The organism is Lentibacillus amyloliquefaciens, from assembly GCF_001307805.1.
In the GTDB taxonomy this organism is placed as follows: domain Bacteria; phylum Bacillota; class Bacilli; order Bacillales; family Amphibacillaceae; genus Lentibacillus; species Lentibacillus amyloliquefaciens.
In genome coordinates, this window is record NZ_CP013862.1 from 1,119,528 (window position 1) to 1,141,890 (window position 22,363).

The window sequence follows — 22,363 nt, forward strand, 5'->3', positions numbered from 1 at the left end:
CCTCCCTGTTATTGATTGATTTAAATTTCCCTTACGACTATGCGAACACCTTCTACTTTAACGATTTTTACCAATTTATCTTTTTCTATGAAACCTCCCTCTGTTACAACATCCAGTCGTTCACTGCCGAATAAGGCACTGCCTGAAGGGCGCAGCGGCGTCATTGTTTTGCCTTCCAAGCCGATTAATTCCAGGCGGTTTTCCTGCGAGACATAACCCAACTCAGATGACGTTTGGTCTGTTAACACCATACGCCTGAAGACGCTTCTGCCCCCACCCATCGTTTTGAACAGCACAAAAGCAGCAATAATCATCACAAGAACTGCTATACTAATGCTCATAGCCATATGCCCTATATCCTGGCCGGACATAATAAGTGATCCGATAATAGCCGCAACACCTATTAAACCTGCAATTCCGCCCGGCAGAAAGAATTCTGCCACGATTAAACCAATACCCAGTAGTAGTAATATGATTGCTTCCATTCCGGCAAGTCCTGCAACTACATGGCCGTAGAAGAAAAGTATGAGACTTATGCCTCCTATTATACCAGGGAGACCAAAACCTGGCGAAAACAATTCCATCATGATACCAAGACTAGCAAGGGAGAGAAGTATCGGCACCACGACCGGATTTGTAATGAAGCGGGCTATATGCTCGGAGATTGTTAACTCAGCTTCAGTGACGGTTGCATCCTCTAACCCCAATTCTGCTAAAAGTGCTTGGCGGCTTTCAACTGTACCATTGGAATAGCCGACTTCTTCGGCCGAACTTGGTCCCAGCGTTAAATACTCACCTTCACCAGCTGCATATTCCGGCATATCAATACTCGGATCTGCCATAGCAGCAGCATATTGCGGGTCTCTTCCTTTTGATTCGGCTGCGCTTTTCATCGCAGACAGCCATGCTGATTGCGCTTTTTCATCGGCAGCTGTACCGTCTTGATTGATAACACCGCTTGCTCCCATTGTCGCTTGGGGTTTCATGTAAATATTATCGGTATTTAATGCCATATAAGATCCTGCTGACAGTGCCCGATTTACAATGAATGAGGTTGTTTCGGTCTCCAACCCTTGAAACAACTCACCGATTTGTTCGGCGGCTGCCACAGCACCGCCCGGGGTATCTATTTCAAATATAATGTGATCAGCATTTTTAGCCTCAGCTTCTTCGGCAGTTCGGGTTAGAAATGCCTCAAGTCCCTTCTCCACTTCATTTTCAATCGGTATCACATAGACGAGTTGTTCGCTGCCATTTTCATTAGCATGAACAGAAGAAACCGCAGTGATCATTGTCAGTGTGACAGCAAATACAAGACCAATAAGACCAAGACGTCTGCATCTGTCAGCGTTCAAACTGCACCCCCCTTTCCGAAATCCGGTAATTAATTTTACGTATGTACATTATAAAAGGTTTCATTTTGTTATATAAATCGTAACATACCAAGCAAAAAGATGATAATTCTCTATTTGGGCATCACTAATCAGGTCAATTTAAAAGGCCTTGCCGAAATGACAAGACCTTTAAATCTAGCTTAAATGTTTTTGGACCAATTTATTAATCCGGGCACCATCAGCTTTCCCTTTGACTTTGGGCATAATAGTGCTCATAACTTTGCCCATATCCTGTTTGGAAGATGCATTTACTTCTCTGATGGTGGCCTTAACCACCTGCTCCAGCTCTTCATCTGTAAGCTGCCGGGGCATATATGACTCAATAATATCAATTTCGGTTTCAAGCTTATCAACAAGGTCATCACGACCAGCTTCTTTAAACTCTTGGAGGGAATCTTTCCTTTGCTTCAATTCTTTTGATAGTACAGTTAATTCCTCGTCTTCCGAAAGATTTTTATTGCCAAGTTTTATGGACTCATTTTGCATTGAAGCTTTTACCATGCGTATGACAGCAAGTCTATCTTTTTCTTTGTTTTTCATAGCTTGCTTCATATCCCGGTTAAGCTGTTCAACTAATGCCATTTACTTGCACCTTCTTACTTGCGTTTTCTGGCAGCTTCAGACTTTTTCTTGCGCCGTTCGCTTGGTTTTTCATAATGTTCACGTTTGCGGTATTCCTGCAAAGTTCCATTCTTGGATACGTTACGTTTAAAGCGACGAAGAGCATCTTCAAGAGACTCGTTTTTACGAACGCGAGTTGAATTTGACATGCTAATTTCCCTCCCTCCGAAGCACAAAACAATAAATAAGAGCAAAGACATGTATAAGTAATATAAATATGACATGTCTGTTGTTATTATAGTACAACCGTCATAACGGGTCAACTTAAATATTAGTAATATGACAAATTTTAGTTATCTATTAATAATCAGTGTTGCCTGTGTTACCTGCGATAATATCCACACCAGCGCTTGCACCAATTCGAGTTGCACCGGCTTCAATCATCTCATTCGTTGACTTCAGATCACGGATACCGCCGGATGCCTTCACACCCATATCACTGCCAACTGTTTCACGCATTAATTTGATATCTTCCACAGCAGCACCACCGCCTGAAAAGCCTGTGGATGTTTTGACGAAATCTGCTCCTGCTGCTTTTGCCAGCTGGCAGGCGCGAACTTTTTCATCCTGATTCAGCAAGGATGTTTCAATAATCACTTTTGTCAGCGCACGGCCCTTGGCAGCATCAACAACTGCTTTGATATCATCTTGTACATTTTTGTCATTGCCTGATTTCAACTCACCGACATTGATGACCATATCTGCTTCTGTCGCACCGTCTTTAATGGCTTGTTCAGTCTCGAAAACTTTAGCCTCTGTAGACATAGCACCCAATGGGAAGCCAATTACGGTACATACTTTTACCTCAGTATCTTTCAGGTTCTCATAACAATACGGTACCCAGTATGAGTTGACACAGACCGAAGCGAACTTATTTTCACGAGCTTCATTAATAATCTCGGTTATTTTTTCTTTCGTTGTATCTGGTTTCAATTGCGTATGGTCAATATATTTTGCCAGTTCTTGACTCATTTTATTTTCCTCCTAAGTTTAGTTGTTCGTACCTCTTGTGCCATCATAGCATGTCTTCATCATAAATTCATCCGTTAAAATAAGATCTGGCCATAATGAGATTTTCAAACAACAAAGAGAGCGAAAATTCCCGGGCTGAGCCGGGAATTAGGATGATATCTCGACCTTCTCGTCTGGCGCATTGTCCATGGCACGTACAAAGGTCGCTTTATTATAAGGATAACCGGATTGATTTATTTTCACACGTACGATTTGACCGATTAAGTCTTGCGAACCGTTGAACCGCACTTTCAAGTAATTGTCTGTATATCCTTGAAGCATGTTTGTATCAGCATCTTTAACATGTTCCTCAGGTATGACTTCCAGGACTTCATCTTCATACTCCGAAGCATACGCCTTAGCCAGCTGGTCTGACAGTTCGATCATGCGATTAACGCGCTCGTGTTTAACCTCGTTTTCAACTTGTTCGTTCATGCGGGCAGCTGGCGTGCCTGTCCGTCTGGAGAATGGGAATACATGAAGCTCAGAGTATCCGACCTCTTTTACAAAATTATACGTTTCCATAAATTCTTCTTCAGTTTCACCCGGAAAACCAACAATCACATCCGATGTAATGGCAAGTCCAGGCAATGCTTGGCGAATTTTATCCACTTTTTGTTTATAGTACGCTGCAGAATATTTTCGGCGCATGCGCTGCAGTACACTGTCCGAACCTGCCTGCAGCGGAATATGCAAATGGCGTACGATTTTTTTAGACTTATCAAGCACATCAATAACTTCATCCGTAATCTGACTGGCTTCAATTGATGAAATGCGAATTCGTTTCAATCCTTTAACTTCTGTCTCCAGCTGCTGGAGCAATTTGGCAAAATTATAGTCTTTCATGTCTTCCCCGTAACCTGCCGTATGAATTCCGGTCAGTACAATCTCTTTATAGCCGGCATCCACCAGATTTTGGGCTTGTTTAATGACATTTTCCGGATCTCTCGAACGCAGAAGGCCTCTGGACCATGGAATTATACAAAATGTGCAGAAATTATTGCACCCTTCCTGAATTTTCAATGATGCACGTGTCCGGTCGGTAAATTCAGGAACGTCCATCTCTTCAAATACGCGGTTTTTCATGATATTTGATACACCATTAACCGGTTCACGCGTCTGTTGATGTTCTTCAATGTAGTCAATCATTTTTTTCCTGTTCTGGGTTCCCACAATGACATCAACACCGTCGATCTCCATGATTTCGCCGGGTGATGTCTGCGCGTAGCAGCCTGTCACGCAAATGACAGCATCAGGGTTTTTACGGACAGCACGGCGGATGACTGTCTGCTTTTCTTATCACCGGTGTTGGTTACTGTACACGTATTAATAACATATACATCAGACTGACGGTCAAAATCCACTCGTTCATAACCATTGTCTTTAAATATATTCCAAATTCCTTCCGTTTCGTAATGATTCACTTTACAGCCTAAGGTATGAAAAGCTACTGTTGGCATTACCTAACACCCCAATTCTTCAAATTGATAAGAGATACTTGCCAATGCGTACATCGCGGCAGTTTCAGTACGCAAAATGCGCGGCCCCAGTCTCACTGGCAAGAAATCATTCTGCTTTAGCAAATCTGCTTCCTGAGGCGAAAATCCGCCTTCCGGGCCAATGACTATCAGTACGCGGTCGTCCGGTGCCATGTTGTTGACAATTTTGCCAAATGACTGGAATTTTTCAGTTTTTGCTTCTTCTTCGTAGGCGAACAGCTTGAACTCATATGAATCGCTTTCATTTACCAATCCATTCAAGACAGTGAGCGGCTGAATATGCGGGATTTTATTGCGATGACTTTGTTCGCTTGCTTCTTTTGCAATTTTTCTATACCGGTTCATTTTCTTTTCCATTTTTTTATCGTCCCAGGAGACAACTGAGCGATCTGTCTGAACAGGGATGAATGCATACGCTCCGAGTTCTGTTCCTTTTTTAAGTACTAAATCCATTTTATCACTTTTTGGCAAGCCTTGAGCGATGGTTATTTCTAGTGGTAATTCAGCTGTTTCATCAAGCCATTCACTGATGACAGCACGAACATGATCACCTGTGATTTCCGATATGTCACAAATTGCCGCTTGACCACGTGGATGGTTGCATATAATTTTATCATCCGGTTGTGAACGCATGACACGGCTGATATGATGTGCATCATCATTTGCTATGGTCACTTCATCTTCTTCCCAGTTTTCTTCCGGAATAAAATACCGCTGCAAATTCAGGCACCACTTTCTTTTTCGATTTTTTTTGCCACAATGGCTACCCAGTCTTCCTTTTCATTCACTTCAATAATATGAAAACCTGTTTGCTGAAGCTCTTCTTTCACCATTTGTTCTTTTTTCTTAATAATGCCTGAGGTAATGAAATAACCATTTGGTTTCAAGCTTTTCCAGGCATCAGAAACAAACGTGACAATAATTTCAGCCAGAATGTTGGAAACAATGAGATCGGCCTGCATATCGATATCGGTCAGCAAGTCGTTTTGCTTAACCTTAACTTTATCTTCCAAACGATTTAATTCACAGTTTGTTTTTGTGCTTTTAACCGCAACGTCATCCAAATCAAATGCATGAACTTCTTTGGCGTCCAATAAACCTGCAGCAATGCTTAACACTCCGGATCCGCAACCGACATCAATAACCTTATCGTCTTTCTTTATGTATTGTTCGATCGCCTGAATACTCAAGACCGTTGTCGGATGAGTCCCGGTCCCAAACGCCATCCCCGGGTCAAGTTCAATAATGACTTCATCTGCTTTCGGTTTATATTTTTCCCAGGTTGGCAATATGATAATTTTTTCTGAAATTTTAACAGGCTTATAATATTTTTTCCAGGCTGTAGCCCAGTCTTCTTCTTTTAATTTATTCAGCTCTATCTCATTTTTCCCGACATCAATACCAAAATTTCGCAAATAATCAATGGCATTTTTCATCTCATTAATCTTCTCATCAAGCATCTTGTTTGAGGGTAAATATGTTTTGATAAAGACCCCCTCATCAGGGTATTCGTTCGGATCCAAATCGTAAATTTCACCAAATTGTGGACGTCTTTCTTTTTTTAAATCAACTGGGTCTTCAATCACAACACCGCTAGCACCTTTTTCATGCAGCACATTGGAGATAGGCTCCACAGCTTCGTTTGTCGTATGTATTCGTATTTCAGTCCAGTTCATATTTTACCCACTCGTTTCTTGGATGGAATAAAAATTATGTAAAAGGTGCTGGGGTACAGCACCTATAGTTTTAACTTTTAAAAGCATTTTTAAATCGCTGGAACAATGACCCTTGTTCGTCAGTCGACTCATTGCCGCCAATTTCATTGAATTCCCGCAGTAGTTCTTTTTGACGTTCCGTAAGGCTGCTTGGTGTTATAACTTTGATTTGTACATGCTGATCGCCGTAACCATAACCACGCACGTTGGGAGCGCCTTTTCCTTTTAATCGGAAAACTTTTCCTGTTTGCGTGCTTGCAGGGATTGTGAGCATAACTTTTCCATGCACAGTCGGCACTTCAACTTCATCTCCCAGAGCAGCTTGAGCATATGTTACCGGCAATTCGCAGTAGATATGGTCGCCTTCACGTTCATAAAATTCATGTGAACGTACTTGAATGACAACAAATAAGTCACCCGGAGGACCGCCATTGATACCTGGCTCACCTTTGCCTGCAACTCTTATTTGATGACCTTCGTCAATACCTTTAGGGATGGAAATGTGAATGCTTTTATTTCTCTTCACTTTGCCAGCACCACCGCACGTATTGCATTTTTCCGGAATAATCTTGCCGGTGCCGTTACAATGGTGACATACACGGCGATTGACAACCCGGCCAAATGGTGTGTTTTGTTCCGTATTTAATTGACCTGAACCCTGGCAGTGGGAACATGTTTCTGTTTTTGTGCCAGGTTTGGCACCCGAACCGCTGCATGTGTCACAATTTTCTTCTTTTGGAATATTAACATCTGCTTCTTTTCCAAAAATGGCTTCTTCAAAGTCCAGTGTCATCGTATATTGCAAATCAGCACCTTGCTGAGGTGCATTTGGATCACGACGGCGACCACCGCCGAAGAACATATCAAATATATCTCCAAAACCGCCGAAGTCACCGAAGTCCTGTGCACCGCCAAAGCCGCCTTGACCTTGTGCGCCTGCATGACCGAATTGATCATATTGAGTCCTTTTTTGGTCGTCGCTCAATACTTCATAGGCTTCTTTCGCTTCCTTAAATTTATCGGCTGCGTTCTCCTCTTCGCTGACGTCCGGATGATATTTTCTCGCCAGTTTGCGGTATGCTTTCTTTATTTCATCTTTTGAAGCGCCTTTTTCTATTCCCAGCACTTCATAATAGTCGCGCTTACTCACTTGTGAATCACTCTCCCGACACTTTTGCATACATTTTATCATATCATTAGCTGTATAATGATAGCAACCAAGAAACAGTCTCTGTCATTGCTTTGCAATCTGAGGCGATTACAACCCCGCTGCAGCAACATGTGCGCATGTGAATGAAGTCTATCGCCCATATTTTTAACCCTAGAAAAAAGTCAAAGTCAAGAGAGTCCTGACTTTGACCATACCTAAAGGGTACAGATTGGTTCGGCATTGGGTTGAGTGGCCTTCTTAACCGAACTCCCTTTATCACCTATAGAATGTTATTTTTTATCTTCTTCATCATCGTCTACTTCTTTATAGTCGGCGTCTTCTACATCATCATCAGAACCTTGGCTTTCACCTTGCTGTTCCTCTTCAGCCTGCTGTTCTTGGGCCATTTGTTCATACATTTTAACAGAAAGCTGCTGTACTTGTTCCTGCAATGCGTCTTTCTTTTCTCTGATTTGGTCAAGATCATCAGATTCAATGGCTGTTTGTAATTCTTCTTTAGCTTCTTCGGCTTGTTGTTTTTCTTCATCAGTTACATTCTCGCCGAGGTCTTTGATGGTCTTATCAGTTGTGAAGACGAGCTGTTCAGCTTCATTGCGCAAATCTGCTTCTTCCCGTCGTTTCTGATCTTCTTCAGCATTTTCTTCGGCATCTTTAACCATCTGATCAACTTCTTCATCTGATAGGCCGGAAGATGATTTAATCGTGATGGATTGTTCTTTGTTTGTACCTTTGTCTTTTGCACTGACATTAACGATACCATTGGCATCAATGTCAAATGACACTTCAATTTGCGGTATGCCGCGTGGCGCAGGCGGAATGTCAGTCAGTTGGAAACGTCCAAGCGTTTTGTTATCTGAAGCCATTTCGCGTTCACCTTGCAGAACATGGATATCAACAGCTGTTTGGTTATCCGCTGCAGTTGAAAACACCTGTGAATGGCTTGTTGGAATGGTTGTATTCCGTTCAATCAGCTTGGTTGTGACACTGCCCATTGTTTCAATGCCCAAGGATAATGGCGTAACATCAAGCAGTACGACGTCTTTAACGTCACCTTGCAGAACACCGCCCTGGATAGCTGCGCCCAAAGCAACAACTTCATCAGGGTTAACGCCTTTTGAAGGGTCTTTGCCTGTTTCACGTTTGATCGCTTCCTGAACAGCCGGAATCCGTGTTGAACCGCCAACAAGGATAACTTTATGAATTTCTTTTGCAGACATCCCTGCATCACTCAATGCTTTACGAGTTGGCTCCATTGTACGTTCAACAAGATCTGATGAAAGCTCCTCAAATTTAGCGCGTGTCATATTCATTTCAAGGTGTAAAGGACCGTTTTCTCCTGCTGTAATAAACGGCAATGAAATTTGCGTTTGGCTTACACCGGAAAGATCTTTTTTAGCTTTTTCAGCAGCATCTTTCAAACGCTGTTTTGCCATTTTATCTTGTGACAAATCAATTCCATTTTCTTTTTTAAATTCTTTGACCATGTGATCCATAATCACTTCATCAAAGTCATCGCCGCCCAGACGATTATTACCGGCGGTTGAAATAACTTCAAATGTGCCGTCGCCAATATCAAGGATGGAAACGTCAAACGTTCCGCCGCCTAAGTCATATACCAGAATTGTCTGGTCCTGATCGTCCTTATCGATACCATATGCCAATGATGCTGCAGTTGGTTCGTTGATGATACGCTCAACTTCGAGTCCGGCAATTTTACCTGCATCTTTAGTAGCCTGACGTTCAGCATCATTAAAATATGCCGGCACTGTAATAACCGCTTTTTCAACAGTATCTCCCAAATAATCTTCAGCATAGGATTTAAGGTACTGAAGAATAATGGCTGAAACTTCCTGAGGCGTATATTCTTTACCATCAATTTCAACTTTGTAGTCTGTTCCCATATGACGTTTAATTGACTGGATAGTATTTGGGTTAGTGATCGCCTGGCGTTTCGCCACTTCACCTACCTGGCGCTCACCATTTTTGAATGCAACAACCGACGGTGCTGTCCTGTTCCCTTCAGGGTTTGGGATGACAACCGATTCACCGCCTTCCATTACTGCAACACATGAATTTGTTGTACCTAAGTCAATACCAATTATTTTTCCCATAATCAAGTTCCTCCTTCACTACACTAGCTTTTACTTATTTACTTTAACCATTGCCGGCCGTATAACACGGTCTTTCAAATAATAGCCTTTTTGTAATTCTTCTGTGACTGTTTCTGAGTCAGCCTCTTTATCTTCCACCTGCATGACTGCATGATGGATATTCGGGTCAAACGGCTGACCGACAGATTCTATTTCTTCTACACCTTGCGATTTCAGTGCTTCTTTGATTTGGTTATAAACCATTGATACACCATCCACAAAGCTTTTCGTCTCGTCGGTAACCTCTACCTGCAACGCCCTTTCAAAATTATCAAGAGCAGGCAATAACTCCTTGACAAAGTCTTCAGATTTATATTTTCGCTCTTGTTCTTTTTCTTTTTGCGAGCGTTTTTTAAAATTATCGAATTCTGCCTGTATTCGCAGTACGCGTTGCTGCATGTCATCTCTTTCCTGTTTCAGCTGTTCAACCTCAGATTCAAGCGAATTACTCTCAGTATCATGTGAATCGGACTCTTCCGACTGATCCTGATCATCAGCATCGAGTACTTCTGTGATGACTTCTTCCTGATCTTTGTCTTCAGTCGTTTGGTGTTCCTGTTTTTCCTCTGCCATTTCTGCCACCTCCTATATCAAAAATCGCCAAGATAGACTATAACATGATTCATGCCATTGATAAATCATTTAACATTAGAAAACTTGACTGGACGTCAAGCCCGCTTAAGCTGATGCAATTTGCAAATGAAAAACACGGCCTTTGATCCAATTTCCTTCCAATCCTGAACGTTTCAATACCATTCATATAGAACATTTGTCATTTCAGTTGATAAAGCATTCAAGAGAGCAATAACTTTCTTGTACTCCATTCGCGTTGGACCAATCAGAGCGATGGTGCCAAAATGTTCCCGGTTCAAATCATAGGTAGCCGTAATCAGACTGCAGTCTTTAATAGCATCGACTTTGTTTTCATGTCCGATTGAAACCTTGATACCGTCAGAAGCATCTTTCAACAATTTGGCTATTTCATCCTTCTCTTCAATCATGGCGTAAAATGAACGGACCTTGTCAATATCGTTGAATTCAGGCTGCATTAAAAGGTTCGTTTTGCCGCCAAAATACAACTTTACCGGGTTCTCACTGAAAAATGCCCCCTTCAGATAATCATATGATGTCTCAGAATCCGTCACATATTTATCGAGCAGAGAGACGATTTCAGTATTAAGTTTTTCATGCAATTTGAAAATCGGCACCCCATATAAACGGTCATTTAAAATGTTAACCATTTTTTCCAAGTCTGACGCATTAATTTCATCAGGTACAGAAAACGACCGGTGCTCCACATGACCCGTGTTGGTGACTAATATAGCCACAGCTGTATGCGGTGTAAGGGATATAATCTGCAGCTGTTTTAATTTAGTCTCGAAAACTTCAGGACCCAAAATAATCGATGTATAATTGGTTATCTCAGAAAGTATTTCGGCAGAACTTTGAACAATCTGCTCAAACTCAAACAGACCTTCTTGCATTATACTGCGGATAATACGGACATTGCTTTCCACATCCTGAGGTGTAACTAAATTATCAACATAATACCTGTAACCTTTTTCTGAAGGTATACGGCCGGAAGAAGAATGAGTTTTCTCAAGGAAACCCATTTCCTCCAAATCAGCCATTTCATTGCGCACAGTGGCTGAGCTGTGCATAATATTATCTTTCTTGGCAATAGAGCGCGAGCCCACAGGTTGTGCCGACTCGATGAAATCATCAATTATGACTTGCAGGACCAGCAACTGTCTTTCCGTTAACATGATGATCACCTCTGTTAGCACTCAACTTTCCCGAGTGCTAATGCTATTCATAAATTATCAAATCCTTATTTTTTTGTCAACGGACAAGCATCAGGTCATCTTCTTCCAATAAAAATTGCTCAAACACCTCATTTCCAAACAGAATACCCTGATTAGTCAATTGTATATTATTGCCGTTTTCTTTCAGCCAGCCTTTTTTGACCAAATAAGAAATTTCGTCTTCATACAATTTCTCGAAAGAAAAACCATACTTATCCGTAAAATGTTTTACGTTGACACCGTCCATCTTCCGCAGGCCCAGAAACATTTCCTCTTCAATCATTTCTTTTAAACCGATTTCCTCAGTATTCAGAACCGGATTGCCGTCGTCTTTCGCTTTTTTTATATATGCCGGCAACGGGCGAATGTTGCCGGTCCTTTTGCCCGGCAAGTAACCGTGAGCTCCTGCGCCAAATCCATAGTAGTGCTGATTTTTCCAGTAAACCATATTGTGGCGGCTTTCTTTGCCGGGTCTGGCAAAGTTGCTGATTTCATACTGTCTCAGCCCTTTTGCTCGCATCGTGTCTTGCAAGATTTCGTACATTTCAACTTCTTCCTCTTGTGGAGGACGATGGAGTTTTCCTTTATGATACCGCTGATAAAAAACTGTTTTTGGTTCAATCTGCAGCGCATATGTGGAATAATGCGGCAAATTGAATGAGACAGCCTCATTTAACGAACGCCTGAAATGCTCCGCTGTCTGATGAGGCAGTGCATAAATCAGATCAATGCTTATATTTTTAAAATCGTTTTTCTGGAGCAGGTCAATTGTGCGATAAACATCTTTTACCTTATGCAGGCGGCCGATCTCCTCAAGTATGGCATCATCAAACACTTGAACACCTAAAGAAATTCGGTTGACGCCATAAGCTTTAAGCAGTTTTATTTTCTCCTCATCAAAGTCGCCGGGGTTGGCCTCGATCGTAAACTCAGAACAATGCGCGACATCAAATTTCACATCAATCAGCTGCAGCAATGAACGCAACTGTTCCAAATTTAAAGCTGTCGGCGTGCCACCGCCGATAAAAATCGTATTAACGTGATTTTCCGTGCCAGGAACTTTTGAATGTATTTCGTTTTTGAGTGCTTCAATATATTCCGTTGCCAGTTTCTCATCATAGAAAAACTTCGTGAAATCACAGTAATGACAAATTTGCTGACAAAATGGAATATGAATATAAACCGATTGGGCTTCCATTATTATCTCCTCTGCGCAGAAAAGGGAAAACTTGCGCTTGATAGCGAAAGTTTTCCATTTTAAATTTATTTAATCGTCATTCATCTCCAGTACAGCCATAAATGCTTCCTGGGGCACTTCGACCGATCCAACCATTTTCATACGTTTCTTACCTTCTTTTTGTTTCTCCAGCAATTTTCTTTTCCGTGTAACATCGCCACCATACAACTTGGACAGCACATTCTTTTTCAAGGCTTTAATCGTCGATCGTGCAATAATTTTGTTCCCTATAGCTGCCTGAACCGGTACTTCAAATTGCTGCCTCGGAATAAGGTCTTTCAATTTATCCACGATATTTTTCCCGCGTTCATAAGCAAAGTCCCGGTGAACAATAAACGACAACGCGTCAATCGTATCACCATTCAGCAGGATATCCATCTTAACCAGTTTCGAAGCATGATAGCCGATCAAGTCATAATCGAATGATGCATAGCCTTTTGTTTTTGATTTTAGTTTATCAAAAAAATCATACACGATTTCGGATAACGGAATATGATAGACAACATTGACGCGGACTTCATCCAAATATTGCATATCAACGAACTGTCCGCGTTTTTTCTGAGCAATCTCCATCACTGGACCGACATAATCATTCGGGACCATAACCGTCGCCTTGACAAACGGTTCCCGGACTTCCTGGACGAGCTGAGTATCCGGCATGGTTGAAGGGTTATCCACTTCAACTGTTTCACCGTCCGTTTTTTCGACTTCATAGATGACGGACGGGGCTGTAGTAATCAAACTAATATTAAATTCCCGTTCAATCCGCTCCTGTATAATCTCCATATGCAAAAGTCCGAGAAATCCACAGCGAAATCCGAAGCCCAGTGCCTGTGAACTTTCGGCATCGTATTGCAGTGATGAATCATTAAGCTCCAATCGTTCCAATGCTTCACGCAAATCATTATATTGATTGGAATCCACCGGGAACAATCCGCAAAAAACCATCGGGTTCAGCCGTTTGTATCCCGGCAACGGTGTTTCTGCCGGGTTCTTGGCAAGCGTGATTGTATCACCAACGCGTGTATCACTGACATTTTTAATCGACGCTGTCAGGAAACCAACTTCACCGACAGTCAATTCATCCTGTGGTACAGGATTTGGTCTGAACACACCAATTTCATTAACTTCGAATTCCTTGTCATTTGCCATAAGTCTGATTTTATCCCCGACTTTAACTGAACCCTCTTTAACACATATGTAAGTAATAACACCACGGTAAGGGTCATACATTGAATCGAAAATAAGTCCTTTTAGCGGATTTTCCATTTTGCCGGACGGGGACGGTATATCGGATACGACCCTCTCCATGATCTCGTCAACACCGATATCATCTTTTGCTGATGCCAGGATAACCTCATCTTTATCAATTCCGATAACATCTTCCAGTTCCTGGGCCACCCGATCAGGGTCAGCGTTCGGCAAATCGATCTTGTTGATGACAGGGATAAGTTCAAGATCATTGTCAAGCGCAAGATAAACATTGGCAAGTGTCTGCGCTTCTATTCCCTGAGCTGCGTCCACAATTAAAACAGCACCCTCACAAGCTGCAAGACTCCGGGACACTTCATATGTAAAATCGACATGTCCGGGTGTATCAATTAAGTGAAATAAATAATCTTCTTCGTTTTTATGCTTATAATTCAATTGCACAGCATTTAATTTGATGGTGATTCCCCGTTCACGCTCCAAATCCATCGCATCGAGAAATTGCTCTTTCATCTGACGTTGGGTCAATGCTTTTGTTTTTTCAAGAATACGATCTGCAAGCGTTGATTTCCCATGGTCGATATGAGCAATGATCGAAAAATTCCTTACATTCTCTTGTTTGATCATAATCGCAGTCCACTCCTACTCTGTCTTTACCACTTTTAATAAAGGGCAAAAACATAACTAGGACTGATTATAGCAATTGACCCGTACACATTCAAGGATGCAGGCATGCGGCAACCCAAAAAGAGCGTTATTAGAAAAACACCCGAACAAGCTGATATGCCATGTTGACAATTAGTTCAAAAAAACCTTTTACACCTGACTCCAAAAACGTAGCCGCTTTTTGGGTGAAATGTCCCTGCTCCTCAATCTCTTTGGTATGATCAGGTCCCCTCTCTTGCTCCACGACCACCTGCCTAGCTTCCATTGTTTCAGAATCGCTAACGTCTTCTGCTACATGTGATACCTCGTCATTTTCCTGATGTGTACGATCCATTCCCATAACGAACCCGGTCAAAAAAAACAGCACTAACGATATCAGTATAACAAGCGTGCGCATGATAGCCCCTCCTATCAGTTGGTATTCACCTTCTCAGCATCCCAGTAATGATCACTGAACACTTCCGCGACGGCATCCGCAGATCTGTATAATTCCTCAAGCGTATTATCCACCCCGCCAAATTCAATTAGCATGGCATTGGGTGAAAGATCCTGATTATATACACCATTACTTCCTGATCCTTTTTTCTTTATAACGCCTCTGCTAAGACCAGGATATTCTTCTTGAATCATCTGGTGTAGTTTGTTGGCGAGTTCCAGATTTTTATCATGGTCAGCGTATTCTGCACCAACAACAAACATCACCCGGGCATAGTTTTTACCATTTATTTCTTTCGTTGTTTTATCCCTTGCGATCGCATCACGATGCAAATCAAATGAATACTGAATATCTTCACTTGAGGTAAATGCTTCCTGAACAACATTTCTTGAAGCCTGATACGATTCATGATAGGCCATCCCTTGTTCTTTTAAGACACTCATTATATCTGTCTGATCCACTTCAGTCCCAATTCCATTAGCCTCAAGTGCGTCAGCAAACCGTTGACTGACCTTGCCAATATTCACTTCCCCGTGCTGTGCATCATCAGGACTATCAGCGTCAGGCAAATGCGGTAAAAAAGATTCCCTGTTATGCGTGTTGTAAATAAACACAACATCTCGTTCGCCCGTGTCCTGCTGACTTTCCCCTTCCTGCTGCTCCAGATCTTCACCCTCATTTTCGTCAATGACCGCATCTCTGTCCCTTAAAACTTCTTCCAGAGGCGGAGAAGACTCGACTGGTAAATTTGTGTAATCGGTTCCTTCTCCTGCTACGATAATTTCATTTTGAAACGTTAAAAAACCCGGCAGTTCCTGGCCTAATAAACTTCTCGTGTCACTTGGCCTTATATTCGTAGCCATTTCAAATAGCATATTGGAAACCTCAGGCGAGGGCTCATCTTCAGGCAAAGCGTCCCGAAATGCTTTATTTTCCATCCCCATTAAATATAAGAAGAGTGAACTGTCCAAATCACCTGTCCAATCCGTAATCGTATTGGAAGACACACGATAAGCCGGGGAGACTGTTGTCAAAAATCCAACTGCGATAAATAAAACAGCCACACAAATTATATAGATGCTGCTTTTTTTATAAAAATGGGTGAACAGCTTACTATTTTTTGTTCGTCGTTTCGTGTCAAGATACATGGTTCCACTCCCCCGGAAGAATTTCCTGATATTAAAATCTATGAAATCTCTTCAGAAGCTAGAACCAATTCTTTTAAATGATAACCGGTAATAGAGTGACATGATGCTCGAGAAGTTACCGGGTATAGGAGGCAAAATTTTCGACTGTTACGTTCTCATGCAGCGCAGCGTTCATCCCAGTTGCGATCACTGTCGCCATATCCTTCATGAAACCATCCACTTCTTTGGGGGTGACCATTAAATTATGGCCGATTGGTGACAAAACTTCCTGTATCAAAGATTTTTTTTCATCTTCCGACAGGCCCCCCACAATTCCAAGAAATGTATTGCGCTTCTCGTCATCAGGCAAATCTTCTTCCGTCAATTCTTTTTCGCCAAAGGTGAGCCCGGCGGGTGTCAACGATTTAGATGGTTTGTCTTTTTCCCGTAACTCCCGGCCAAAATGCTTGAGCATGAAATCGATTGTGTCACTTGTAATCGTCACAGCATCCACGACGGTCGGGACACCACAGGCAAATACTGGTACTCCGATCGTTTCTTTGCTTAACTCTTTACGTTTGTTGCCAACTCCTGAACCCGGGTGTATGCCGGTATCTGAAATCTGAATTGTTTCATTCACACGCTCAATTGATCTGGATGCAAGTGCATCAATGGCAATAACGAAATCCGGTTTGAACTTTTCAACAATCCCAAAAATGATATTGCTTGTTTCTATACCTGTCACCCCCATCACACCAGGCGTAACTGCCGCCACCGGACGATAGCCTTCAGATACCGATTCATGCTCCAATTGAAACAAATGACTGGTGACAAGTACTTTTTCGACTGACATAGGTCCCAGCGCATCCGGTGTTACATTCCAATTGCCAAGTCCGACTATTAATCCGGTGCCGTCTTCAGGCACATTATTTTTTAGCATTAACTCTTCCAATTCCTTGCCAAAGACTTTGGCGGCAGTTTCTTGCTTTGTTGTGTCCTGTTTTTTAACCCCATCCGCATAGATTGTTATATAGGATCCTTGTTTTTTTCCGAGACGCTCTTCGCCCTCAGAATCTATATCAACATATGTTACCGCAATATCATCTTCTTTTTTTTCTTTAACCGTTACACCTTTAACATCCGTCTTTTGCTCATTATCTTTTTCAACATACATCTCTTTGGATTCAACAGCTAAGTCTGTCCGAACATTAAATTGCTCGCTTTTATCTGTCATGGTTGTCCTCCTTTTGGAATGAAAGAACTTTTACTTACAGGCTTTACTATTTTGCAGTAATCCATACAACAGTTGACAAAGCGGTTGAAAAGCATCCTGCCGTCTGGTAAAATTAGCTTGCTGCACTTTGAAGAAATTATTTTCTCGGTGATAAGATATTAATTGCAGACTGTTGGAGGTGACTTAATTGGCAAACATTAAATCAGCAATTAAGCGTGTTGAAATCAACCAGAAGAAACGGACGCATAATATCAAATTCAAATCAGACATGCGCACCCAAATCAAACGGTTGGAAAAAATGATCGACCAAAATGATGCTGAAGGCGCAAATGCTGCTCTTCCGGCTACATTTAAAAAGATTGACAAAGCTGTGCAAAAAGGCGGTATCCACAAAAATACCGGCAACCGCGAAAAATCACGTTTAGCTCAAAAAATTAACGAATTACAGAGCGCGTAACGAAAAAAACGATCCCATTACAGGATCGTTTTTTTCATATGCTGCTACTGCACAAGATCGTATAACAATAGTTCAAATGCAAGTCCTTTTTCCATTTTTCCTTGCTTGATGATGGTGTCTGTTTGGGTTAATTTCTCAATGATATGCTTCAGTCGATCAGCCGTAAATTTACTTTCACGCTGTGCTGCCATTTTTATCACAAACGGATGGGCACCGATTTGTTTTTGCATTTGAAATTGGCTGTATCCTTTCCGGGACAGCAATTTCACACTTAAAATTGTTCGAAACTGAAAAGCAAGCAATGCTATCAGCGCTATCGGTTCCTCATTCATTTTTTCCAAATCCTTATAAATCGAAATCGCCTCATGCAGCTTCCGATTTATAACAGCATCAACAAGTTTTAAAGAGGAATTGGTTTCAGTATGTGAAATCAGTTTATCAGCAATGTCTTTTGTCACAACCCCATTTTCGCCGACATATGAGGCAAGCTTTGCCAACTCATTCTGTACTTGATACAGATTCGTCGACAATTCCGATTCCAGCATATCATAAACATCATCCTCAATCGTTACCTTCATGCTGCCTGCAAGGTTTTTAATCCAGTTTTTCAATTCATAGTCTTTAATCGGGTTGCATTCGGCTGTTATACTATGCTGTTTCATTGCTTTACTGACTTTTTTTCGTTCATCGATTTTTTCATAATATGCTGTGAATACGAGCACTGTGTAATCGGCAGGCTGATTTATGTATTGAATCAGAATATCAAGGTTATGCTCAAACGGCAACTTATCAGGTTTCCCTTTTAAAAACGAAGGATTATTGGCAATGATCAATTTTGTTCCCCCGAAAAAAGGAAACGTTTCGGCATCGTTGATAACCTCTTGGACCGGGGTCTCTTCCAAATCATATACGGACAGATTCTCCTCGGTTTCCTCACCCAATACTGCTTTTGTTATATGTTTTGTTATATTTTGTATAAAATAGGATTCCGTTCCGTATAATAAGTATACGGGTGCAATCTGTTTTTGCTTTACCTCGTGCAATACCTTCTCGTACATCATCCAGTTCACTCCAATGAAACGATATAATTAATCGTAAATCGTATCCATCGGAATCGCAAGTACTATTTTTTATAATTATTTTTAAAGGCTTTATTCAGACGGGTTTAATTCTTATAAATCCTGCGCTTGATCTTGTGTGTCTTAAAAGGAGAGGGAAATGACCCATTTCCCTCCAGATCTATATAAACGCTTAAAATTCAGCCCTAGGAACTGATTTTTAAACGATGTTTGTACTTATAGCGTAACCCTTACAGCAAAAAACTATAGTTGTTAACTCTTTCTAGTCGGGAGTCTAATTTTCATCAGTCAACAGTGGATTTTTTTATGTATTTATTTTATACTGGGAACTATATAGGAGGGGTAAAAGTGAACGATTTCGAAAATGACGTACAATCAAAAAATAACGATGTAGTTGATTCCATTAAAGGTTTTGGATTTGCTTTTATTTTCTTTGTAGTGATTTTTGCTATTGGTGCAATCATCAACGTTGTCGGCTCCTGATTACTAACCTCGCTAATTTTCTGAAAAAATCGGCTGCCGCTTCATTTCTCCAGAGCTCAGAGGCCGGGAGTCAAATTTCAAAAAAACGGCGAGTTAACCCATTTCATTATTAAAAAGAGACTGTTTCTACAGTCTCTTTTCGTTTTCTCTATACAGCCTATGGCAGATATGTGATAAACGTTCCTTCCGTTCCTTTAAACACATATTGAACAGCCCCGCTCTCATCAGTTCTGAGAATTGCAGCACCAGCCTCGTCGAGTGATTGGATAACATCGCTGTGCGGATGCCCGTATCTATTGTTTTTACCAGCCGAAATAATACCGTATTCTGGCTGGATTTTCTCTAAAAACATTGCATCAGTCGATGTATTACTGCCATGATGTGCCACTTTCAGTACATCAGCAGTCAACCCGGGAACTGTTTTAAGGATGGCTTTCTCAGTTCGAGTTCCGATATCCCCGGTTAGCAACCACTTTTTACCGCCGATTTCCGTATGCAGGACAAGCGAATTCTCATTACTGCCCCCATAATCCTCAGCAGGTGATAAGATATGAAACATTTGCCCTCCGACTGTTATTGCATCGTCAGGATCCGTTCTGACAACGGTTGTGCCGTTATCAGTTAAACCTTGAGCCAAGGGTTGTGTGAACGTGTAATAGGTGCTTACAAATACATTTTTAATTGGCATATCCTCAATCAGATATAATAAACTTCCCATATGATCAGTATCATCATGAGAAATAAAAACAGCATCAATTTGTGAAATACCCCGGGAATATAGATACGGTCTGATGATTTGCTTATAGACTTTGTCAGATGGTTCGAATTCGTCAAAATTCATTTCTGCTCCAGCGTCAACTAAAATCACGCCTTTCCGGTAAGGTAATTCAATGACAATGGCATCTCCCTGCCCAACGTCAAGAGCGGTCACATAGCCAATCGGCGAAAAATACGGTCTTAAAACAGACAGTATGATTAATGCCGTCAGAAAACAGCCATATTTAAAAGCTTGCCGCATTTCTTCAAGCTCCAATTTTTTCATCATTATCAAAAACAGCCCATAATATAGAGCAGCACCTGCTAAGGGAAAAGAACCAATCACCCAAGGGAGAAAAAGTGTCTGATCTATAAATTCGAGAGCGGTGATGACGAATTCATGCACAATAAGAAAAAACTGATCAGTAAATGCAGCCATCGGACCTGCAACCGGTGCAAGCAGCAAAATTAAGAACATACACGGAATAACAAACAACGAGAAGTAAGGGACGATGATAAGATTTACTAAAATTGAGAGCGGTTGGAATGTAAAGAAGTATTCAACCTGCAGAGGCAAAATCATCATTTGTGAAACAAAACTGATGTTGAGAACTGTGAAGAAGGAAATGTTCGTTTTTGCAAACCAATTTTTGGACAAAAGCAGTCCCAGCGTTACACAAAACGATAATTGAAATCCTATGTGATAAATTATAAGGGGATTCGTTAAAATCAAAAGCAGAAACACAATGCTGATGACATCCGTAACACTGAACTTCCAATTCAATTTTCCGGCAATCATAAACAACAGAACCATCATACTTGCCCGCATAACTGAGGGTTCGCCGCCTGCAAGCACCGCGTATAGGGGCAAAAAGAAAATAATCACCCATTGCGCTTTTTCTTTCGTCAGGATGTTCAATTTTACAAGCAGAAAATAAAGCAGTCCAACGACTAGACCAACATGCAAACCGGAAATAGCCATGAGATGTGTCAAATTCCAGCGCTGAAACAATTCGGTGACGCTATCATCCATTTCCGTATCATCACCAAGGATAAGCGCATTTACCCATGCGGACGTTTCGGAGCTGACGTTTTGCTGTACATATTCAAGCAGATCGCTCCGCAGCTGATAAATGTGATTCATAGGTGAGGAACCGGTGCAATCAATTTTCTCCAGCGAATCAATGATAATCTGGTGCGTCATTCCCTGTGATAGCAAATAATCCTGATAATCAAATTGCCCGGGGTTTCGGGCCGAATCAGGCAGCTCGGGTTTGCCGGAAACCGTGCATACAGCACCATACTTCAGGTTATGCTCCCCGTCATTATCCGCTTTGAAGTGAACAATCATAAACCTTTCATCAGAAGCCTCCACTGAAAACTCAAAAGCAATTCTGGACGCCGTTTCGGTTACCGGACTGGAGATTTCACCAGCAAATGCTGATTCTGTGGATGTGAAAGATGCGTCATCTGAGGGTTTTTCCAATTCGGGGATGTACATGTAAGCGGAAATGGAGAAGGTTAAGGAAGCAAGTATAACGATTGCTCTTAACCTTTGTTTGAAGTACAGATACAAAATCCAGAATGAAAAGACAATGATGAACCATTTGGAAGCGAAAATCACGGCTAAAAAACTTGCCGTAACACCTAATGCCGGAAAGTGCCAATAACCCTTCATACCGGCATCCTTATAAGTTGAACAATGATTCAGCCTCTGCTTTTAAGGCATCATATTTGCTCGTATTGTTTGTTTGTGATTTGAGCTCATCCAAAACCTTTCGTATATAGGCTTCTTTTTCCTGAAAGTGATAATCTACAGCCAGATCCGTTAATGCTACTTTTTTCGTTTCAATGCCCGCTTCGTTAAACAATTCTACAGCGTAAGGATGATTTCGATAATCTTCCGCATAGTAAAGTGTTTTTATCCCGGCTTGTATAATTTGCTTACAGCATTGCAAGCACGGGAAATGTGTAACATAAATTTCAGCACCTTCAGTCGGGACGCCAAACTTTGCACACTGCAGGAGGGCATTGGCTTCCGCATGTATGGTACGGACACAGTGCCCGTCTATTACATAACAGCCTTCATCGATACAGTGCACACCGCCGGAGACGCTGCCATTATAACCACCTGCGATAATCCGTTTTTCCCGGACGATTGTGGCTCCTACCATCAGTCTGGTACAGGTGCTTCGAAGTGCAAGTAAATGACTTTGTGCCATGAAATATTGATTCCAGGAAATTCGTTCCATAATTGTTTAACCACCTTTGCTACCTCTCATTTTTAGTTTACATTCAGGGTATAAAATCCGT

Annotated in this window: 20 protein-coding genes and 1 pseudogene; 2 read left to right on the forward strand and 19 right to left on the reverse strand. The window is 41.6% G+C overall.

What is annotated here, in order from left to right:
* Nucleotides 1-20: 20 nt before the first annotated feature.
* The 16 genes and pseudogenes from AOX59_RS05605 to gpr form a co-directional block, all read right to left on the reverse strand.
* Nucleotides 21-1,292 (reverse strand): NfeD family protein, encoded by a 1,272-nt coding sequence (locus tag AOX59_RS05605; RefSeq protein WP_068448159.1) that lies wholly within the window; start codon nucleotides 1,290-1,292, stop codon nucleotides 21-23.
* A 237-nt stretch (nucleotides 1,293-1,529) separates the two neighbouring features.
* A complete protein-coding gene (locus tag AOX59_RS05610) occupies nucleotides 1,530-1,976 on the reverse strand; it encodes a GatB/YqeY domain-containing protein (RefSeq protein WP_068443020.1) in 447 nt (148 codons plus the stop codon).
* Nucleotides 1,977-1,990: 14 nt separating this feature from the next.
* Nucleotides 1,991-2,164 carry a 30S ribosomal protein S21 gene (gene rpsU / locus AOX59_RS05615; RefSeq protein ID WP_068443022.1) on the reverse strand — a complete coding sequence of 58 codons (174 nt, stop codon included), beginning with the start codon at nucleotides 2,162-2,164 and terminating at the stop codon, nucleotides 1,991-1,993.
* A 151-nt stretch (nucleotides 2,165-2,315) separates the two neighbouring features.
* Nucleotides 2,316-2,987, reverse strand: coding sequence for a deoxyribose-phosphate aldolase (deoC, locus tag AOX59_RS05620; protein WP_068443025.1), 672 nt, complete (start codon nucleotides 2,985-2,987; stop codon nucleotides 2,316-2,318).
* A 147-nt stretch (nucleotides 2,988-3,134) separates the two neighbouring features.
* Nucleotides 3,135-4,486: pseudogene (mtaB, locus tag AOX59_RS05625) on the reverse strand (tRNA (N(6)-L-threonylcarbamoyladenosine(37)-C(2))-methylthiotransferase MtaB).
* A 3-nt stretch (nucleotides 4,487-4,489) separates the two neighbouring features.
* Nucleotides 4,490-5,245 (reverse strand): 16S rRNA (uracil(1498)-N(3))-methyltransferase, encoded by a 756-nt coding sequence (locus AOX59_RS05630; RefSeq protein WP_068443027.1) that lies wholly within the window; start codon nucleotides 5,243-5,245, stop codon nucleotides 4,490-4,492.
* A 2-nt stretch (nucleotides 5,246-5,247) separates the two neighbouring features.
* Nucleotides 5,248-6,201 (reverse strand): 50S ribosomal protein L11 methyltransferase, encoded by a 954-nt coding sequence (gene prmA, locus AOX59_RS05635; RefSeq protein WP_068443032.1) that lies wholly within the window; start codon nucleotides 6,199-6,201, stop codon nucleotides 5,248-5,250.
* Nucleotides 6,202-6,271: 70 nt separating this feature from the next.
* On the reverse strand, nucleotides 6,272-7,390 hold the full coding sequence (gene dnaJ / locus AOX59_RS05640; RefSeq protein WP_068443035.1) for a molecular chaperone DnaJ: 1,119 nt from the start codon (nucleotides 7,388-7,390) through the stop codon (nucleotides 6,272-6,274).
* A 290-nt stretch (nucleotides 7,391-7,680) separates the two neighbouring features.
* Entirely contained in the window at nucleotides 7,681-9,522 is a 1,842-nt protein-coding gene (dnaK, locus tag AOX59_RS05645) for a molecular chaperone DnaK (protein ID WP_068443038.1), read from the reverse strand.
* Between the two features lie 30 nt (nucleotides 9,523-9,552).
* Nucleotides 9,553-10,134 carry a nucleotide exchange factor GrpE gene (grpE, locus tag AOX59_RS05650; protein ID WP_068443040.1) on the reverse strand — a complete coding sequence of 194 codons (582 nt, stop codon included), beginning with the start codon at nucleotides 10,132-10,134 and terminating at the stop codon, nucleotides 9,553-9,555.
* A 173-nt stretch (nucleotides 10,135-10,307) separates the two neighbouring features.
* On the reverse strand, nucleotides 10,308-11,327 hold the full coding sequence (gene hrcA / locus AOX59_RS05655; protein ID WP_068443043.1) for a heat-inducible transcriptional repressor HrcA: 1,020 nt from the start codon (nucleotides 11,325-11,327) through the stop codon (nucleotides 10,308-10,310).
* A 76-nt stretch (nucleotides 11,328-11,403) separates the two neighbouring features.
* Complete coding sequence (gene hemW / locus AOX59_RS05660) at nucleotides 11,404-12,564, reverse strand: radical SAM family heme chaperone HemW (protein ID WP_068443047.1); 1,161 nt, start codon at nucleotides 12,562-12,564, stop codon at nucleotides 11,404-11,406.
* A gap of 69 nt (nucleotides 12,565-12,633) precedes the next feature.
* The gene (gene lepA, locus AOX59_RS05665; RefSeq protein WP_068443050.1) at nucleotides 12,634-14,439 is read right to left on the reverse strand and encodes a translation elongation factor 4; all 1,806 of its coding nucleotides are present in this window, start codon (nucleotides 14,437-14,439) and stop codon (nucleotides 12,634-12,636) included.
* Between the two features lie 130 nt (nucleotides 14,440-14,569).
* Nucleotides 14,570-14,875 (reverse strand): hypothetical protein, encoded by a 306-nt coding sequence (locus tag AOX59_RS05670; protein ID WP_068443053.1) that lies wholly within the window; start codon nucleotides 14,873-14,875, stop codon nucleotides 14,570-14,572.
* A gap of 14 nt (nucleotides 14,876-14,889) precedes the next feature.
* Nucleotides 14,890-16,062, reverse strand: coding sequence for a stage II sporulation protein P (spoIIP, locus tag AOX59_RS05675; protein ID WP_068443056.1), 1,173 nt, complete (start codon nucleotides 16,060-16,062; stop codon nucleotides 14,890-14,892).
* 115 nt (nucleotides 16,063-16,177) lie between these two features.
* Nucleotides 16,178-17,275 (reverse strand): GPR endopeptidase, encoded by a 1,098-nt coding sequence (gpr, locus tag AOX59_RS05680; protein WP_068443058.1) that lies wholly within the window; start codon nucleotides 17,273-17,275, stop codon nucleotides 16,178-16,180.
* Nucleotides 17,276-17,462: 187 nt separating this feature from the next.
* On the opposite strand from gpr, the gene rpsT reads away from it, so the two are divergent.
* Entirely contained in the window at nucleotides 17,463-17,732 is a 270-nt protein-coding gene (gene rpsT / locus AOX59_RS05685) for a 30S ribosomal protein S20 (protein ID WP_068443061.1), read from the forward strand.
* Between the two features lie 44 nt (nucleotides 17,733-17,776).
* On the opposite strand, the gene holA is transcribed toward rpsT, so the two are convergent.
* Nucleotides 17,777-18,793, reverse strand: coding sequence for a DNA polymerase III subunit delta (gene holA / locus AOX59_RS05690; protein ID WP_068443065.1), 1,017 nt, complete (start codon nucleotides 18,791-18,793; stop codon nucleotides 17,777-17,779).
* 366 nt (nucleotides 18,794-19,159) lie between these two features.
* Here holA and AOX59_RS19140 point away from each other — a divergent pair, with 366 nt between their 5' ends.
* The gene (locus tag AOX59_RS19140; protein ID WP_082684136.1) at nucleotides 19,160-19,294 is read left to right on the forward strand and encodes a YqzM family protein; all 135 of its coding nucleotides are present in this window, start codon (nucleotides 19,160-19,162) and stop codon (nucleotides 19,292-19,294) included.
* A gap of 157 nt (nucleotides 19,295-19,451) precedes the next feature.
* Here AOX59_RS19140 and AOX59_RS05695 read toward each other — a convergent pair whose 3' ends face one another.
* Both AOX59_RS05695 and AOX59_RS05700 read right to left on the reverse strand, forming a co-directional pair.
* Nucleotides 19,452-21,728, reverse strand: a complete 2,277-nt coding sequence (locus AOX59_RS05695; RefSeq protein ID WP_068443068.1) for a DNA internalization-related competence protein ComEC/Rec2 — start codon at nucleotides 21,726-21,728, stop codon at nucleotides 19,452-19,454.
* A 10-nt stretch (nucleotides 21,729-21,738) separates the two neighbouring features.
* Nucleotides 21,739-22,302: a ComE operon protein 2 gene (locus AOX59_RS05700; protein ID WP_068443070.1), complete on the reverse strand. Its 564-nt coding sequence runs from the start codon at nucleotides 22,300-22,302 to the stop codon at nucleotides 21,739-21,741.
* Nucleotides 22,303-22,363: the final 61 nt, after the last annotated feature.

Excerpts from the sequence above, each read along its gene's own strand:
- holA (WP_068443065.1), bottom strand. The coding sequence starts at position 18,793 with ATGATGTACGAGAAGGTATTGCACGAGGTAAAGCAAAAACAGATTGCA.
- dnaK (WP_068443038.1), bottom strand. The coding sequence starts at position 9,522 with ATGGGAAAAATAATTGGTATTGACTTAGGTACAACAAATTCATGTGTT.
- gpr (WP_068443058.1), bottom strand. The coding sequence starts at position 17,275 with ATGACAGATAAAAGCGAGCAATTTAATGTTCGGACAGACTTAGCTGTT.
- AOX59_RS05670 (WP_068443053.1), bottom strand. The coding sequence starts at position 14,875 with ATGCGCACGCTTGTTATACTGATATCGTTAGTGCTGTTTTTTTTGACC.
- AOX59_RS05605 (WP_068448159.1), bottom strand. The coding sequence starts at position 1,292 with ATGATCACTGCGGTTTCTTCTGTTCATGCTAATGAAAATGGCAGCGAA.
- hemW (WP_068443047.1), bottom strand. The coding sequence starts at position 12,564 with ATGGAAGCCCAATCGGTTTATATTCATATTCCATTTTGTCAGCAAATT.
- deoC (WP_068443025.1), bottom strand. The coding sequence starts at position 2,987 with ATGAGTCAAGAACTGGCAAAATATATTGACCATACGCAATTGAAACCA.
- spoIIP (WP_068443056.1), bottom strand. The coding sequence starts at position 16,062 with ATGTATCTTGACACGAAACGACGAACAAAAAATAGTAAGCTGTTCACC.
- rpsU (WP_068443022.1), bottom strand. The coding sequence starts at position 2,164 with ATGTCAAATTCAACTCGCGTTCGTAAAAACGAGTCTCTTGAAGATGCT.
- AOX59_RS05700 (WP_068443070.1), bottom strand. The coding sequence starts at position 22,302 with ATGGAACGAATTTCCTGGAATCAATATTTCATGGCACAAAGTCATTTA.
- AOX59_RS05695 (WP_068443068.1), bottom strand. The coding sequence starts at position 21,728 with ATGAAGGGTTATTGGCACTTTCCGGCATTAGGTGTTACGGCAAGTTTT.
- grpE (WP_068443040.1), bottom strand. The coding sequence starts at position 10,134 with ATGGCAGAGGAAAAACAGGAACACCAAACGACTGAAGACAAAGATCAG.
- lepA (WP_068443050.1), bottom strand. The coding sequence starts at position 14,439 with ATGATCAAACAAGAGAATGTAAGGAATTTTTCGATCATTGCTCATATC.
- AOX59_RS05610 (WP_068443020.1), bottom strand. The coding sequence starts at position 1,976 with ATGGCATTAGTTGAACAGCTTAACCGGGATATGAAGCAAGCTATGAAA.
- hrcA (WP_068443043.1), bottom strand. The coding sequence starts at position 11,327 with ATGTTAACGGAAAGACAGTTGCTGGTCCTGCAAGTCATAATTGATGAT.
- prmA (WP_068443032.1), bottom strand. The coding sequence starts at position 6,201 with ATGAACTGGACTGAAATACGAATACATACGACAAACGAAGCTGTGGAG.